General features: G+C 39.2%; 13 protein-coding genes. 8 read left to right on the top strand and 5 right to left on the bottom strand.

Annotated elements, in window-relative coordinates:
• Positions 1-158: 158 nt before the first annotated feature.
• From AC1DDK_RS18565 to AC1DDK_RS18555, 3 genes are all read right to left on the bottom strand, one after another.
• Complete coding sequence (locus AC1DDK_RS18565) at positions 159-1,529, bottom strand: amidohydrolase family protein (RefSeq protein WP_337717034.1); 1,371 nt, start codon at positions 1,527-1,529, stop codon at positions 159-161.
• On the bottom strand, positions 1,459-4,185 hold the full coding sequence (locus AC1DDK_RS18560; protein WP_172662231.1) for an amidohydrolase family protein: 2,727 nt from the start codon (positions 4,183-4,185) through the stop codon (positions 1,459-1,461). Before AC1DDK_RS18560 ends, AC1DDK_RS18565 begins: the two co-directional genes overlap by 71 nt.
• A 133-nt stretch (positions 4,186-4,318) precedes the next feature.
• Entirely contained in the window at positions 4,319-6,493 is a 2,175-nt protein-coding gene (locus AC1DDK_RS18555; protein ID WP_288883405.1) for a GH92 family glycosyl hydrolase, read from the bottom strand.
• 101 nt (positions 6,494-6,594) lie between these two features.
• Between AC1DDK_RS18555 and AC1DDK_RS18550 the strand changes: the two genes are divergently transcribed.
• From AC1DDK_RS18550 to AC1DDK_RS18540, 3 genes are all read left to right on the top strand, one after another.
• On the top strand, positions 6,595-7,260 hold the full coding sequence (locus AC1DDK_RS18550) for an O-methyltransferase (RefSeq protein WP_172662229.1): 666 nt from the start codon (positions 6,595-6,597) through the stop codon (positions 7,258-7,260).
• Positions 7,261-7,270: 10 nt separating this feature from the next.
• A complete protein-coding gene (locus AC1DDK_RS18545) occupies positions 7,271-7,894 on the top strand; it encodes an HAD family hydrolase (protein ID WP_172662228.1) in 624 nt (207 codons plus the stop codon).
• A 162-nt stretch (positions 7,895-8,056) separates the two neighbouring features.
• Positions 8,057-8,662, top strand: a complete 606-nt coding sequence (locus AC1DDK_RS18540) for a GIN domain-containing protein (protein ID WP_172662227.1) — start codon at positions 8,057-8,059, stop codon at positions 8,660-8,662.
• Between the two features lie 70 nt (positions 8,663-8,732).
• Here the strand turns inward: AC1DDK_RS18540 and AC1DDK_RS18535 are convergent, their stop codons facing one another.
• A complete protein-coding gene (locus AC1DDK_RS18535) occupies positions 8,733-10,289 on the bottom strand; it encodes a flotillin family protein (protein ID WP_172662226.1) in 1,557 nt (518 codons plus the stop codon).
• 1 nt (position 10,290) lies between these two features.
• A complete protein-coding gene (locus AC1DDK_RS18530) occupies positions 10,291-10,857 on the bottom strand; it encodes a serine protease (protein ID WP_172662225.1) in 567 nt (188 codons plus the stop codon).
• Between the two features lie 171 nt (positions 10,858-11,028).
• Here AC1DDK_RS18530 and ppnP point away from each other — a divergent pair, with 171 nt between their 5' ends.
• The 5 genes from ppnP to AC1DDK_RS18505 all read left to right on the top strand — a co-directional run bounded on the left by ppnP (position 11,029) and on the right by AC1DDK_RS18505 (position 15,351).
• Positions 11,029-11,343, top strand: coding sequence for a pyrimidine/purine nucleoside phosphorylase (ppnP, locus tag AC1DDK_RS18525; RefSeq protein ID WP_172662224.1), 315 nt, complete (start codon positions 11,029-11,031; stop codon positions 11,341-11,343).
• Between the two features lie 84 nt (positions 11,344-11,427).
• Positions 11,428-12,603 (top strand): MFS transporter, encoded by a 1,176-nt coding sequence (locus tag AC1DDK_RS18520; protein WP_172662223.1) that lies wholly within the window; start codon positions 11,428-11,430, stop codon positions 12,601-12,603.
• Between the two features lie 4 nt (positions 12,604-12,607).
• Positions 12,608-13,357: a DeoR/GlpR family DNA-binding transcription regulator gene (locus AC1DDK_RS18515; RefSeq protein ID WP_172662222.1), complete on the top strand. Its 750-nt coding sequence runs from the start codon at positions 12,608-12,610 to the stop codon at positions 13,355-13,357.
• A gap of 389 nt (positions 13,358-13,746) precedes the next feature.
• Positions 13,747-14,283, top strand: coding sequence for an RNA polymerase sigma factor (locus tag AC1DDK_RS18510; RefSeq protein ID WP_172662221.1), 537 nt, complete (start codon positions 13,747-13,749; stop codon positions 14,281-14,283).
• A gap of 144 nt (positions 14,284-14,427) precedes the next feature.
• Positions 14,428-15,351 (top strand): FecR family protein, encoded by a 924-nt coding sequence (locus tag AC1DDK_RS18505; RefSeq protein ID WP_337717032.1) that lies wholly within the window; start codon positions 14,428-14,430, stop codon positions 15,349-15,351.
• Positions 15,352-15,380: the final 29 nt, after the last annotated feature.

Raw genomic sequence — 15,380 nt, 5'->3', positions numbered from 1 at the left:
GGACATATTATAAACGAAAAGTTCAGGAGGGAAAGAACAAGATGAGCGTTTTAAATGCGGTAAGAAACAAAATCATCCATAGGATATTCGCTGTAATAAAAAACCAAACCATCTATAAAAATGATTTGGTTTTGTCATAGAAATCGAGACGACACGAGCTACTTCTTCCCAGCATTGTATTTATCACTAAACTTTTTGTCCAGCTGCTTGTGGAGGTTATCCAGATTAATGTCTCTGCCCTGAATAAATGCCTGCTCAACTTTATTGGTTTTCATATCAAGGGCGTCACCAGCGGAGATAAAGAAAGTCGCATCTTTACCAATTTCCAAACTTCCAGCCGTTTTATCTATTCCTAGTACTTTTGCAGTGTTTAATGTAATGGTCTGTAAAGCTTTTTCTTTATCTAAACCCCAGGCAGCAATAGTGCCAGCCATAAAAGGAAGATTCCTTAGCTGCCAATAACTGTGCATACCCATCACTACATCGAGTCCTGCATTGGCCAATACCCCAGCATTCTTATAAGGCATATTTACATCACTATCATCAGAATCGGGTAAGTTATGGGGCTCATTTACTATAATTGCTATGTTGTTTTCTTTTAAGAAACTGGTAATTAAATAAGCTTCATCGCCACCTACAATAACAGGCGTAATGCCGTATTTTTTGGCAAACTTAACCGCTGCAATGATGTCTTTCTCGCCTGCTGCGGTAATAAACAGTCGCTGACTGCCATCAAACAAATGTTTCATCGCTGCAAATCTTGTATTTGTTACTGCAGGTTTATCTGTTTCGGCATAGGCTTTTGCCTCAGCAAAAAACTGATCAAGGGCATTTAGAAGGTTTTGTGTACGTTCTTTAAGCACATCGGCAGAAACAACAGGTCTATTACCAGTGTTCCTGAATTTTGGCGTTACAGGCCAGTTCAAATGCATGGCATCATCTTTTTTGATAGCAGCATCTTCCCAGTTCCAGGCGTCGAGCTGTACTACTGATGAGCTGCCGGATATTGTGCCGCCCTGTGGAGTTATCTGAGCCATTAGTACACCGTTACTTCTTACAGTAGCAGGTACTTTAGAGTCTGTATTGTAAGCCACCAAAGCTCTGATGTGTGGGTTGAAATCCCCAATCTCGTTATAATCAAGCGTAGCTTTAACAGAACTGATTTCAATTAACCCAAGATTGGTGGTGGGAGCAATAAACCCGGGATAGATGTGTTTTTCGTTTGCGTGGATTACTGTTGAGCCAGTCATATCAATACGGGCAACTGTTGCATCTCCTACGCCTGTAATTTTTCCTTTATCAAAAATGAGGTAGCTGTTTTCAATAACCTTTCCATTGCCTACATGAAGCTTCGCACCCATCACAATGGTCTTTTTATCCTGAGGTTTTGCCGGTGAAATGTTGGCTTGTGCAAAGCTGCTTAATCCCAAAGGCAACATCAATAGCGTTAAAATGTATTTATTCATGGTCATGAGTCCTTTCCATTTCATTAAGTTCAAGAGAATAATCTTCCAATGTTTCGCAATCATACAAGTGCTTTTGCTCTGCTTTAGGGCGTTGCGTTTTGCTGCCTTTGTCTTTGCTGTCCTTCATTTTTTGAATTAACCGCGCCCGTTCCGATTGTTGTTCTTTTCTGATCTGGGCATCACGATCTATATCCCAGTATGCAACACCATCTACAAAAGTCTTCTCGGCCTTGGCATAAATAGATAGCGGATTATCAGACCAAACTACCACATCAGCATCTTTACCTACCCTAAGGCTGCCTACCTTATTGTCAATGTGCAGCATTTTTGCAGGGTTTAGCGTTACAAATTTAAAGGCATCCTCTTCGGGTACACCACCATATAAAACAGCTTTCCCTGCTTCTTGATTTAATCTGCGGGCCATTTCAGCATCATCAGAGTTAAATGCAGTTGTGATGCCTACGTTATGCATGATTTTTCCATTGTAGGGAATCGCTTCGGCAACCTCCATTTTATAAGCCCACCAATCAGAAAATGTAGAAGCGTTGATACCGCGGGCTTTCATTTTGTCGGCTACTTTATAACCCTCAAGAATGTGGGTAAAAGTATTAATCTTAAAACCTAAGCTATCTGCAACATGCATGAGCATATTGATTTCAGACTGTACATAAGAGTGACAGGTAATGAAGCGTTTATTATCCAGAATCTCTACTATGGCATCTAACTCCAGATCCTTGCGAACAGTGTTGCCCTTTTTGGCAAGTTCTGATTTATATTCTTTTGCACGTGTAAATTCATCAACAAAGGTCTGTTCAACGCCCATTCTGGTAACCGGGAATCGTGCGCCGGTGCCAAAGTTGCTCTGTTTTACATTCTCGCCAAGCGCAAATTTTATAAAACCATCGGCCCCTGCAAACTTTAACTCTTCTGGTAACTTGCCCCATCTTAATTTAATCAATTGTGACTGACCACCGATAGGGTTTGCAGAGCCATGTAGAATCTGTGAAGTAGTAACTCCGCCAGCTAGCTGACGATAAATATTTACATCTTCAGAATTGATAATATCTGCCACACGTACTTCAGAAGATACAGATTGTGCACCTTCATTGATACCTCCGGTACCTGCAATATGGGAGTGTTCATCTATAATACCAGGTGTTACATGTTTACCCGTTGCGTCAATTACTTTGGCGTTTCCGGTATTTAGGTTTTTGCCTACAGCTTTGATTTTGCCGTTTTCTAAAAGGACATCGGCATTTTGTAAAATACCTTCTTTTTCATTTGTCCATACCGTAGCATTTTTCAATAAAACGCTTTCCTGTTTTAAAGGTGTTGTATTGCCAAAGGCGGTAAATGGAAAAATTAATGAACCTACAGCATCTTTATTCTTTGGTTCAGCGGTTTTAGCAATCACTTTGTTTGTCGTGTCTTTTAAAGCATCATCTTTTTTAAACAGAATAAAGCGTTTGCCTTGCACCCAATTCTCTTCTATTATATTTTCCTTTTTAAAGAGGCTGTCCGATGTAATAATAAAGTTGGCCAGTTTTCCCTTTTCAAGAGTACCTACTTTATCCGCTATTCCAATCATCCCGGCAGGGATCTCAGTAAGTGATAAGAGCGCTTGTTTTTGAGTTAGCCCATTATCAAGAGCGGTGCGTATGTTTGTCCATAAATCTTTTGGTGCTTCCAGGCCCTGAGTGGTAAGTGAAAATTTAATTCCTGCTTTTTCCAGCGCTGCCGGATTGGTAGGAGCCATTTCCCATGCTTTCATTTGCGCCAGCGTTATATTCCTGTTTTCAACAGTATCCTCAACATCATAGGCTTTAATGAAATTAATGGGGATAATAAGACTTGCCCCGGTTGCTTTAACAGCCTCGATTCTTTGGTATTCATCACCATTAGATTTTATGATGTACTGTTTGCCAAATTCCTGTGCAATTTTGCTGGCCCTTAGTACATTTTGCCATCCCTCTGCTTCAAAAATCTGAGGAATGTTTTGTTGTTTGTTAAACTCTTCCAAGGAGATGTTGTATTCTTCTTTTTGTTTGCCATACCATTGTGCATCGTAATAAGTCTGACGCAGTAAGGCTATTGCACCCATCAAAGAAGTTGGATAATCATTTTGCGAAGATCCTTTGCTGAAAGAGTAATTCGCTGCCGATTGTGGATTAAGTATGGTGCTGTTTTCTTTTTCATCACTTAGTGTTACTGCAAGAGATGTTCCGCGGGCAATACCGTCTCTGCTAATTGCGTTTACCGTTCCAAAGCCTGCTTTACGCAAATCATCAGCTTTCTTACTGTCCGCAGCAAAAAAGGTGTTTGCTTTTGTTTCGGGTCTTATTGCCTCATTCCAGCCATAAGCACCTTTTTTTGTAGAGGTAAATATAGATTGACGCGGACCGGAAACACGGTTGGCTTCAGGTAATCCATATGAGGTAAAGGCATCAATAAGAGAAGGGTATATGAATTTTCCCTTTAAATCGATCACTACATATCCTTTAGGGATTGAGGTGGCAGTTCCTACAGATTGAATGGTTTGCCCTTTAATTAGTAATGTGCCATTAGGGATAATTTGATTTGCACTAACTACAATATTAGCATTGGTGAAAGCGTAAGTGCCTTGTCTGATGTCGTATGAGCCGTTAACCGGATAAGTTTGCTGGGCAAACAGGAGCGTAACAGAGAAAACCAGAGCCAGGCTAAGCAGAATTTTCTTCATAAAATTTAGTTAAGTCCCTAAATCTATTACAAAAAAGCCGGAATTAAAATCTTGTTGCCTGTATGGAGGGCTAAAAACTATAAATTCTGGCTAGCTTTTGCATATTTGTTACAAAAGCTAGCCAGAATGCTCATTATTTTGTGATGATTTCTAGATTGCCGCCGTTCTTAAACAGGTCATGAGATACAAAGTAACCTTTGTTCTCTACTCCGTTAACTTTTATAACAGTAATTCCTCGTCCTTTACCTGGTTTTTTGATGGTTAATGTTTTGTTGGTGTTTGTTTTCCAAATTACTTCATCAAAGAGAGGGGCTGTTACAAGGTATTCCGGGTCTGTTGCCGAAAATGTGTACAAACCTAATGAGCTCAACACATACCATGCAGACATTTCTCCGGCATCATCCATTCCGGAAAGTGCCAGGCCTTCAGGGCCAATTCCATACAGCTCGTTCAGTATTTTGTCGATGATTTTCTGTGATTTTTCCGGCTTGCCTATAAAGTGATAGGCAAAAGGAGCTTCATGATCTGGCTGATTGCCATGACAGTACTGACCGATCATTGTTTCTACATTTCGGGCGATGTACTTAGGGTTCCAAGGTACTGTAAACAATGAATCAAGTTTTGATTCAAAACCCACTGGTCCGCCATACAATTCAATTAATCCCGGCATATCATGAGGAGCAAAGAAAGATACCTGCCAGGCATTAGCTTCTCTGTACATATACTCATAGTATGGATACTGAGGATTAAAATTCTTAATCCAATCGCCATTTGGCAATCTGCCCCTCATGAAACGTGTGGAGGGATCAAACATGTTTTTAAAGTTTTTTGATCTGGCCATTAAGATCCCGTAATTGGTTGTATCTCCAAGCTTCTTCGCCATTTGCGCAAGCGAATAATCATCGTACGAATATTCCAGGGTTTTTGATACCCCTGCATTGGCTTTAGTTTCTACATGCGGATTAGCAATGTCAGGATCCGAAATATATCCTTTTTGAATATACTCCTCCAAATGAGGCCGTGCACCTGGCGATACATTTGCGTTTCTTAAAAGCAGCTTATAAGTGCCTTCTACATCGAAATTGTCAATTCCTCTCAGGTATGCCCCAACAATGGATGAAGCGCCATGATCACCATGGAAAAACGTAGGGATAAATCCGGTTTTATCGCCAACATCCTTCATTGATTTGATTACATCTAGTGCAACCTTAGGAGAAATCAACCCTAAAAGCACATCTTTATTGCGATATGTGTCCCATAAGGATGGTTCTGTGTAGTAGTTAAAGTCTGCTTTTCCTGGTTTCTTTTTTGCATCTGTATATTCTCCATTTACATCGCTTCGTAATGCAGGCCATAGCAAAGATCTGTACAAAGAAGAGTAAAGCATTTGTTTTTGCTTTTCAGTTCCACCTTTTACCTGAATAGATGATAATATAGTTTCCCACGTTTGGGTCCCTTCGTTACGGATTTGATTAAACGATTTAGTTCCAATTTCTTTTTCAAGGTTTTCTTTAGCATTTTCAGTACTTACAAAAGACAAACCTATTTTAAGTTCAACAGGTTCTTTGCCACCATCTGCCAGGTGAACCATAGCAAAGCCTTTTCTTGAACCTTCTTCCTGTTTTTCCAGCTTTTCGATATTATTGTTCAGTTTGGCGTAGAAATAAATTACCTCACCAACGTTTTGAAACCCTTGCAAATCTGTATTTCCTATCTGTTCAATTTTCCAATTTCCTACTCTGTTGTTTGCTTTGCCAAGGTCAAACAGGATTTTGCGACCGGTTTTGTTTTTATATTCATATTTATGATAGCCGGATCTTAATGTAGAAGTAAGGCTTACATTAACATCGTAATCATCCAGGTATACCTGATAAAAGCCTGGTGCTGAACTTTCTTTTTTATGAGAAAAGTGGGAACCGAACTTGCCATCCTGATCTGGAGTTGTTGATTTTCCTGAAACAGGAAGGATAGGGATATTGCAAAGATTCCAGTGGCCTTTATTGGTATGGGTAAAGCCATAAATCATGTTGTCTTCATATTCATATCCGGCGCCCGATCCGTATTCTGTAATGGGGCTAAGTTGTACCATGGCATTAGGCATCGAACTGCCTGGAAAGGTAAGTCCTGCCCACGATCTCCATCCTTTAGGTAGGTTATAACCAAGGATCGCTGAATCGGTAAGTGGTGCAGTACCGATAAACGTATTTACATACTTGGTAAAACTTTTTGTTTTCTGGCCCTTACTTACATTAAAAGATGCAAGCAGAACGATCAGCATTAAGCTTAGGTTTTTAATTCTGAGTTTCATTTTAATTTAAACATTTGTGTTGTTTACCAAATATATAAATTTCGAAAAGATTACTCCCCGGTTTGTCATTGTACATGCCGCCGCGAATTTTATATTTGTATATGGATCAGGAAATATTTGGTAAAGTAGACCATTACATCAGTCAGATGTTGGCACCGGAAGACGAAGTTCTTCAGGAGACAATAAAATCTTTAGACACCGCAGAAATGCCTCAGATCAGCGTTACAGCAAACCAGGGTAAGTTTTTGCAGGTTATTGCACTTATGTGTAATGCAAAAAGAGTGCTTGAGCTGGGCACGCTTGCTGGCTATAGCACAATATGGCTGGCAAGATCACTTCCCGAAGATGGTAAGATTGTTACAATCGAATTTGATCCCCGTCATGCAAATGTTGCAAAGCAGAACATTAAAAATGCCGGACTCCTGGATAAAGTTGACATAAGAGTAGGTAAGGCGATGGACATTATGCTGGAAATAAAGGAAGCCAAAGAAGAACCTTTTGATCTTATATTTATTGATGCAGACAAGCCACCTTATACTGAGTATTTTGAAATGGCATTAAGCCTATCTCATCCGGGAACGGTTATCATTTGCGATAATGTGATCCGGGAAGGTAAAGTACTTGATGAGAATAGTACAGATGATAGGGTTATAGGTGTGCAGCGTTTCAATAAATTGTTAGCTTCCAATAAAAATGTCACTGCAACTATACTTCAAACAGTTGGCGTTAAAGAATACGATGGTATGGCTATTGCCGTAGTAAAATAAATAATTCACGATGATTCAGAACAAAAAAATCACTACACTTTTTACTGATATAGGTGGGGTATTACTCACTAACGGCTGGGACCGGAAGGCAAGGGCCGAAGCAGCGCAACTATTTAATCTGGATCTTATAGAGGTAGAAGAAAGACATCACCTCACCTTTGATACTTACGAGGTTGGAAAAATTACACTTGATGAGTACTTGGATAGGCTTGTGTTTTATGAAGACCGGGATTATTCTAAGGACGATTTTAAAGAATTTATGGTCAGTAAATCTCTTCCATATCCTGATATGATTAAACTGATATGCGATCTAAAGAAGAAGTATAACTTAAAGGTGGCAGTGATCAGTAACGAAGGGAGAGAGCTTAATCAGTATCGGATCAGTACTTTCAAACTAAATGAATTTGTTGATTTTTTCATCTCTTCAAGTTTTGTCCATTTCAGAAAGCCGGATGCAGATATCTTTAAGGTTGCTATAGACATTTCTCAAAGTGATGTCGAAACAAGTATATATATAGATGACAGGATGCTTTTTGTGCAGATAGCGGAGGGGCTGGGGTTAACCGGAATCTGCCATACAGACTATGAAGACACCAAAATAAAACTGGAACAGCTCGGCTTAAGTGTCGATTGATTTCATATCTAAAAAATATTTACAGCCGTTGGTCGAAATTTTTAGGGAGTTTGTCGTGAGTTACACGATGCTGGTATAATACGCCGGATTTGGGTGAAACGAAAGGGGAGTAGTGAGGTCTTATTAATAAAAACAATAAGAAAAATCCTAAAACATAAAGTCATGAAAACTCTAACAAAAGCACTATTCGGAACAGCATTAGCAGCAATCTTTTTAACCTCTTCGGCAATGACAACTTTAGCTGCCAATAACATTGAAATTACTTCAGTAAAAACAAGTTCAAAAGGAATCAACAGAATTTGGGTTGCAGGAAATGTGAAGATTGTATTAACCCAAAGTGATAAGGAAGGAGTTTTTGTTGATGAAAACTTCGATGCAAATAACACATCAGTTTTAAGAAGGGGAGAAACTTTGTTTATCAACTCTACAGAAAGTAATCAGGTTACGGTAAATGTTTCTGTAAAGGATCTGCAAAGAATAGAAGCTGCAGGTGGTTCAGTAGTTGTTACTAAAGGCAACTTTGATGTAAAATATCTTCAGTTGTTTTTAAGTCAAAGTGCAACAGCTAAAATTAACTCTAGGGTGGGTAGTTTATATACAGTGATCAGTGAGGATGCAGTGTTAAAGATGAGTGGTAGTTCAGATGAGCATACCTTGATCGCAAGTAATATGGAGAATGTTAAATTTGATAATTTTGCCAGTTTGAAAACAGAGAATTTAAGTGAAGGGGTGATTATGAGTGCTGATAAAACAGCGGCAATAAAGTAAAATAAAACGCTTAATCCATGAGAAAGCCCGGTATTACCGGGCTTTTTTTATGAACTTACTTCGGCTTGCTTTACGGCATTGGACTTTCGTCGGCCTTATTTATTTCACTTTTAGCAGGAGCAGCATCTTGTCCATCAGTTGGTTCCGAGCCTTTTAGGTAATTAGGCAGGTTTAATCCGGCCATATTAAACAGATCATTAAGCGGGGGAACAGTTTTCATCATTCCCGAAACAAAATTGGCGGTAGATGAATTGCCGTTTTCACTAGCACCGCTGCCTGAATCCCACACGGTGATCTTGTCGATCTTAATATTTTTCACTGCTTCAACTTGTGTTTTTACCAATTCCGGTAATTTCTCAATTAGCAATAACTGGAATGCTTTGGTTGGGTCGCCACCTGCAGCGGCTACTACTTCTTTATAACCTTCTGCCTGTTTCGTTAGTATTTCGAACAGACCCTTTGCCTCGGCTTCCATCTTTGCAAAGATGGCATCTGCTTCACCTTTCGCATTTTCCCTAATGGTTTCGGCATCTGCTTGTGCTTGTATAATTGCCCTTTGCTTGGCAATTTCAGCCGGAATAACTATGTTGGCAATCTGTGTAGCCCTTTCTCTTTCCGAACGGGCAGCCTCGGCTTTTTGTTCAGCCAGGTATGATGCTTCCAATGCCTGAGCCTGTTGAACCTTTTCTGCAGAAACCGCTATTTTTAACGATTCAGCTTCTTTCTCTCTACGAAGTGCGTCGGAATTAGCGATATCTATTTTTGCTTCATTTTCTCCTTTTACGGCAATGGCATTGGCTTCTGAAGTTTTGATACGCGTATCTCTCTCCGCTTCGGCCTTACCAATTCTTTCATCTTTAACCGCTGAGGCGATGCTGATTTCCCTGTCTTTTTGGGTAATGGCAATTTTAACATCACGCTCACGCTGGGTCTCGGCAATCTGAACATCTTTTTCCCTGTCGGCAATAGCTTTACCGGTTTCACCAATTTTGGTTTGTTCTGCAACACTAATCAAAGCCTCGTTAATGGCCTTTGCTGCGGCCTCTTTACCAAGCGCTTCGATATAGCCAGACTCGTCCTTAATATCTGTAACGTTAACGTTGATCAGTTTAAGCCCGATCTTTTTAAGCTCAGTATCTACATTTTTTGAGATGTTATCCAGAAACTTATCCCTGTCAGAGTTTATTTCTTCAATGGTCATGGTGGCAATAACCAGGCGGAGCTGTCCGAAAAGAATATCCTTGGCCAATTCCTGTATCTCCGGTGCAGCAAGGCCAAGCAAACGTTCAGCAGCATTGTTCATGCTGTCGCTTTCTGTAGAAATGGCAATTGTAAAGCGACATGGAACATCAACCCTGATGTTCTGACGGCTTAGCGCATTTACTAAGTTCGCTTCAATTGAAATCGGCTTAAGGTCAAGGTACGCGAAATCCTGAATAACCGGCCAGATAAAGGCGCCTCCGCCATGAATACACTTGGCCGAAGTTCCTCCGGTTTTTCCGTAAATAACCAAAATTTTGTCTGAAGGACATCTTTTGTAGCGGGCAATTAACGCCGATAGCATTACAAAAATAACGATAACGGCAACAACGATGATGGTAAGTGGTGATTGTAAGATGTTTTCCATTCTAAATTCTTTCTACTAAGACTATGTTTTGGGTTTCTATACTAATGATGGTTACAGTTGATGCGCTTTCTATTGATTCTCCATTGGTAATGGCATCAATTTCCCGAAAGGATCCGTTAATGCTGATCTGGATTTTACCGGTTCCTGTTTTATTTGCTGGGATGCGCAGATAAACAGTTGCATTTTTGTTTAAGGTAGATTCTATCTTAAAAGTATTGTTCTCTGCCAGCTTTTGAATTTGCTTCATTATTAAGAAAAACAAAAAGATAAAACCAGCTCCTACTAAAACGGACACGATGATCAGTAAAGGTTTATTCGTAATAATGGAGTAAAATGAGATACCGGCCCAACTCAATCCCAAAAGAAAGTTAATTAAATTTCTGAATGAGAATAGCTGAAAGGGTGCATCCGCATGATCAAGGTTTCCATCAAAATCGGCGTCTATTCCATCTGCAGAATCAACGCCAATAAATGTTAAAATAGTTTGAATTATAAATATCAAACTTACGGGTATAGCTATATACCAATATGCCCTTAGTAAGGGTTCGAGAGCGTTAAAGTAATCCATTGTTGTAAAAATATAATTTTTCTAAAACTTAAACAAACCAAAAATGGCATTAAAAAACACCAATTTTGGCTTGGAAATCTAAGCGGGAACTTTATGAAAATTAAGAATTGAGATTTATTAATTAATACATTTGCCTTCAGAAACAACCTTTAACCGAATAAAACTATAATCATGAGTAATTCTGATAACTCTTCTGAACTTAACGACGTAATATCTCACAATGTATATTTTGAAGGCAAAGTGCAAAGCCTTGGCCTGGAAACGCTAAAAGGCAAAGCTACAGTTGGCGTAATGAAAAAGGGAACCTATACGTTTTCTGCATCATCACCAGAAGAAATGGTAATCGTATCTGGCATTATGCATGTAAAACTTCCGGGCGACAGCTATAAAGAATATAAAAGCCAGGAAAATTTCCACGTGGCTGCTGGTACTTCTTTTGATATTATATGTGACGACGATGTAGCTTATATCTGCTATTACGGCTAATCTAATTCAATTCTTTTATCTAAAGCCATATTATTTTTGCGTATTTGTGCAAATTTGCATTTATTTGCAGTACTAATATGCGTTATGGACATCATTGAAAAAACGATAAAAGCAAGACGAGCCACAAAAGCAGTATTCTTGGTATGTGGACTTGGCGTATCGAGTTGGGCACCGATGGTTCCTTATGCAAAGGAAAGGCTTCAGTTAAACGATGCAAGTTTAGGCTTACTACTTTTACTGTTAGGTACAGGCGCCATTAGTATGATGCCCGTAAGTGGTATTTTGTCTAATCGCTACGGGAGCCGGATAGTTATGCTGTGCTCTGCTTTAGTTATGGCGCTAACACTTCCATTGCTTTTAATTATGGACAATGTGATCTGGATGGGAGTGGTACTGTTCATATTTGGTTCGGCGGTAGGCACTGTCGATGTGGCAATGAACTCTCACGGAGTACATGTGCAAAATAGATTTGGTAAACCAATTATGTCGTCACTTCACGGACTTTTTAGTGTTGGCGGGCTTTTGGGCTCCCTGGGTTTGGGTTTCCTGATGAAACTTGGCCTGGAGCCAATAACTGCCGCCGTAAGTATCGCTGTTTTGCTGATCATTATTGTTTCATGGAAATACAGCTCATTATTCGATCAGCAGACCGAAAGGGCTGCTATTAAAGATTTCTCTTCACATGATCAGAATAGTAATTCCAGCTCGTTCTCGTGGCTAACCGGAGGTGTTCTTTTTTTAGGCGCAATGTGTTTTGCTGTTTTTCTGGCCGAAGGATCGATGTTAGACTGGAGTGCAGTTTTCTTAACAGAAAACAGAAAAATAGACGAAGAACTGGCTGGCGTTGGTTATGCAGCATTTTCAATTGCAATGGCCACTATGCGATTACTTGGAGATAAACTGGTTTCCCACCTTGACGGGCCAAAAGTTGTTATCGGTGGAAGCCTTATTGGTGCCGCAGGTATTTTTTTAGTAATACTCACGCCTTGGTTGGTTACCGCTCTGCTGGGTTTTATCTTATTGGGTTTAGGCGCAGCCAATATTGTCCCCGTGTTCATTAGTGAAGGTGGCCGGTTAAAAAATGTTTCTGCTTCAGTATCCATTCCCGCAATTACTACCATCGGCTATGCCGGACAATTAGCCGGACCAGCTATGCTTGGATTTATTGCTCATCATTATTCATTGCCCATAGCTTTAGGTTTTAGCGGCTTTTTGCTTATTCTGGTAGCTGTTTTCTATAAAATGAAACCTAAACATTAGTGTTATGTTAAGAGAAGAGCGTTTTGATCATATTATTAGTCTTTTAAAGCGTGACGGCAAAGTAGCTTACGATTTATTGTCAGCCGAACTAAATGTTTCTGAGGATACCATCAGAAGAGACATTGAAACACTTCATAGTAATGGATTATTAGCTAAGGTAAGAGGGGGCGCCATTTTACCTTCAAGAAACCCATTAAGTTTTCAGAATCGTACAGCGTATCTTACCGAAGGAAAAGATGTAATAGCCCTAAAGGCACAGCAATTTATCAAAAAGGGGCAAACCGTGTTTATGGATGGGGGAACCACTATATGTGCAATTGCCGCGCACTTGCCACTAGATTCCAACTTTAGAGTGGTTACTAATAACCAGGCGCTTATTCCAATTCTATCAAAATTTAAAGAAATTGAAATAATTGTGTTAGGCGGGGTTTATAACCGCAATACAGAAACCAATACCGGTGTTAAAACTTGCGAAGAGGTTAAGCATTATGTGGCAGACGTGTATTTTATGGGAACATGTGCTGTTCAGAGTAAATTTGGAATTACTGCAGCAATAAATGAAGATGGAGAAGTAAAACAGGCAATGCTAAATTCCTCCATAAAAAAGATTGCATTGAGTAATACAGAGAAATTGGATGGCGTGCATAGTTTTAAAGTATGCGACATGCAGGAAATAGATGTGCTAATTACTGATATCCCAAGTGACGATAGCAGATTAGACGCTTATCGCAATTTGGGAATAAAACTGGTTTAATCAAGAAGAAGGGTGGATGAACCCTAAACACCCACCCTAGTTCCTGCGCCTATCTCTCTCACTTTCCTAAAAGGTCCTCCCCGGACATAATAGTTATGCAAAAGCAAGGCCAGCCAATGAAAAGTCCTTTAAAGCATTAATAACCAGCCACCCCCAAAAGAGCCAGTGTATAATATGCATCAAAATGTAGAAAGAATATCCTCAATTGCGCCGGTGTGTATATCCTGCAAATAAATTTTGGTTAGAAATGCAATCTTCGGTCTTTGCTTGATAGTTTAAAATAGGTATATTCAGCTAACCAAATACTAAGAATTAATTTAAATATAACCTTTAAATAAAATTGAGGCTATTTAAGTTTTGTTACTTAGCGCACAAACAGACAAGCTCCAATGAAAGACCTTAAAAGCTTTGAATATATCTATATCCAGCATTGGGAAAAATTATATGCCTTCTGTTTTAAGATGACGGGTGACGAATATGTTTCACAAAACATAGTACAGGATATCTTTACCGACCTGTGGGACAGAAGAGATAAAGTCCAGATTTTATCTATAGAGCATTATTTATTTAGGGCCGCCAAAAACCAGGTACTAAAAGAGTATAGGAAAAAGCGCTTTGATACGGTAGTTATTGAGGAAAAATTTGAAAACTACCTGGTCGAGAACACGTCTTCGCTAGAACCAGAATTGCTCGATAAACTTTACTCCTTATTAGAACATCTTCCTGAGAAAAGGAAAGAAATTCTGATTATGAACAAATTAGAGGAAATGGATATAGCGCAAATTGCAGCTACGCTGAACCTCTCTAAACAAACGGTAAAAAACCAGCTTTCTTCTGCATTAAAGCAGCTAAGAGTCCATGCCGGAGAAACATCTTTGCTAATCTTTGCAATTGGAATTTACCTTGTCACTCATATCATGCTATAGTACACGCCCGTCATCTCTCCTATCGTCGAAATGACGAAATAATCTCTCATTGATTAGAAAGTGAATTACAATTAACAATTATTTAACATACTCCGATAGTACTTTTTTGCCATCGCTGGTACTTATAGTTGATTTATAAGTATTATGACAAAAAAGAAGGTACACTATCTCAGGCATCTGATAGAGAAAAACGAGAAAAATGAAATTTCTGAAGCAGAGAAAAATCTGTTGGAGGATTTTCTAAAAAAAGAATTTGACAATGCTGAATGGGATAGCACTAAAATGGGTTCTAAGGAAAATGTTTCTGCCGAGATATTTAAGAACATAAAGGCCCATGGCACGGTAAAAAAATCTTTCGCAATCTATTATAAATATGCTGCCGCCGCGTGTATTGTCTTGATGTTGGGCATTGGAGTCTTTTTAAACGCTAAGGTTGATGTTAAAGATATCACCGTAACAACTGCCTCTGCTACCGATTCTGTAAAGCTTACTGATGGTACACTGGTTTACCTTGCTGCAAACTCAGTTTTTAAATACCCTGAACAATTTAATAGCAAAACCAGATCTGTTACCCTGCTAAAAGGCAATGCTTTTTTTAAAGTAACAAAAGATCCGAAACATCCTTTCATCATTACCTCTGCTAATATTAAAACAAGAGTATTGGGAACCTCATTCCATATCAGTCTTGATAAAGGCAGGTCAAGCGTTACTGTAATCACAGGGCATGTGCGCGTGTCTTCAGATAAGCAGATTACTTATCTGGAACCCAATGAAAGAGCAGTTTTCAGTACATCAGGGCTTAAAAAACAAAGAGTAGGCGATATGTCGCTTTACGGCTGGTATAAGAAGGATATAGATTTAAATAATGTAACCCTCCATAAGGTATTTACCCTCCTCAATTTCAAGTATGGAGTAAACTTTAAGCCTGAGGATAAAGAAATGCTAAATACAAGGATAACGCTATATATCAAAGGCGGTTTATCACTTCGAAATATCCTGGATCAAATCAATTATGTTACACACCTAAAATTCAAACCATATGGAGAGACAGTAACCGTAAGTCATTAAAAAAAAACCGCAGTTGCTGAGAACAACTA

It is taken from the genome of Pedobacter sp. 05T44 (assembly GCF_056395985.1).
The sequence above is the reverse complement of the archived record's forward strand: the minus strand, read 5'-3'. Positions and strand labels throughout refer to the sequence as shown.

Coding starts and splice junctions, on each gene's coding strand:
- AC1DDK_RS18550 (WP_172662229.1), top strand. CDS start 6,595: ATGGATCAGGAAATATTTGGTAAAGTAGACCATTACATCAGTCAGATG.
- AC1DDK_RS18565 (WP_337717034.1), bottom strand. CDS start 1,529: ATGATTGCGAAACATTGGAAGATTATTCTCTTGAACTTAATGAAATGG.
- AC1DDK_RS18505 (WP_337717032.1), top strand. CDS start 14,428: ATGACAAAAAAGAAGGTACACTATCTCAGGCATCTGATAGAGAAAAAC.
- AC1DDK_RS18530 (WP_172662225.1), bottom strand. CDS start 10,857: ATGGATTACTTTAACGCTCTCGAACCCTTACTAAGGGCATATTGGTAT.
- AC1DDK_RS18510 (WP_172662221.1), top strand. CDS start 13,747: ATGAAAGACCTTAAAAGCTTTGAATATATCTATATCCAGCATTGGGAA.
- AC1DDK_RS18520 (WP_172662223.1), top strand. CDS start 11,428: ATGGACATCATTGAAAAAACGATAAAAGCAAGACGAGCCACAAAAGCA.
- AC1DDK_RS18560 (WP_172662231.1), bottom strand. CDS start 4,185: ATGAAGAAAATTCTGCTTAGCCTGGCTCTGGTTTTCTCTGTTACGCTC.
- AC1DDK_RS18535 (WP_172662226.1), bottom strand. CDS start 10,289: ATGGAAAACATCTTACAATCACCACTTACCATCATCGTTGTTGCCGTT.
- AC1DDK_RS18545 (WP_172662228.1), top strand. CDS start 7,271: ATGATTCAGAACAAAAAAATCACTACACTTTTTACTGATATAGGTGGG.
- ppnP (WP_172662224.1), top strand. CDS start 11,029: ATGAGTAATTCTGATAACTCTTCTGAACTTAACGACGTAATATCTCAC.
- AC1DDK_RS18515 (WP_172662222.1), top strand. CDS start 12,608: ATGTTAAGAGAAGAGCGTTTTGATCATATTATTAGTCTTTTAAAGCGT.
- AC1DDK_RS18540 (WP_172662227.1), top strand. CDS start 8,057: ATGAAAACTCTAACAAAAGCACTATTCGGAACAGCATTAGCAGCAATC.
- AC1DDK_RS18555 (WP_288883405.1), bottom strand. CDS start 6,493: ATGAAACTCAGAATTAAAAACCTAAGCTTAATGCTGATCGTTCTGCTT.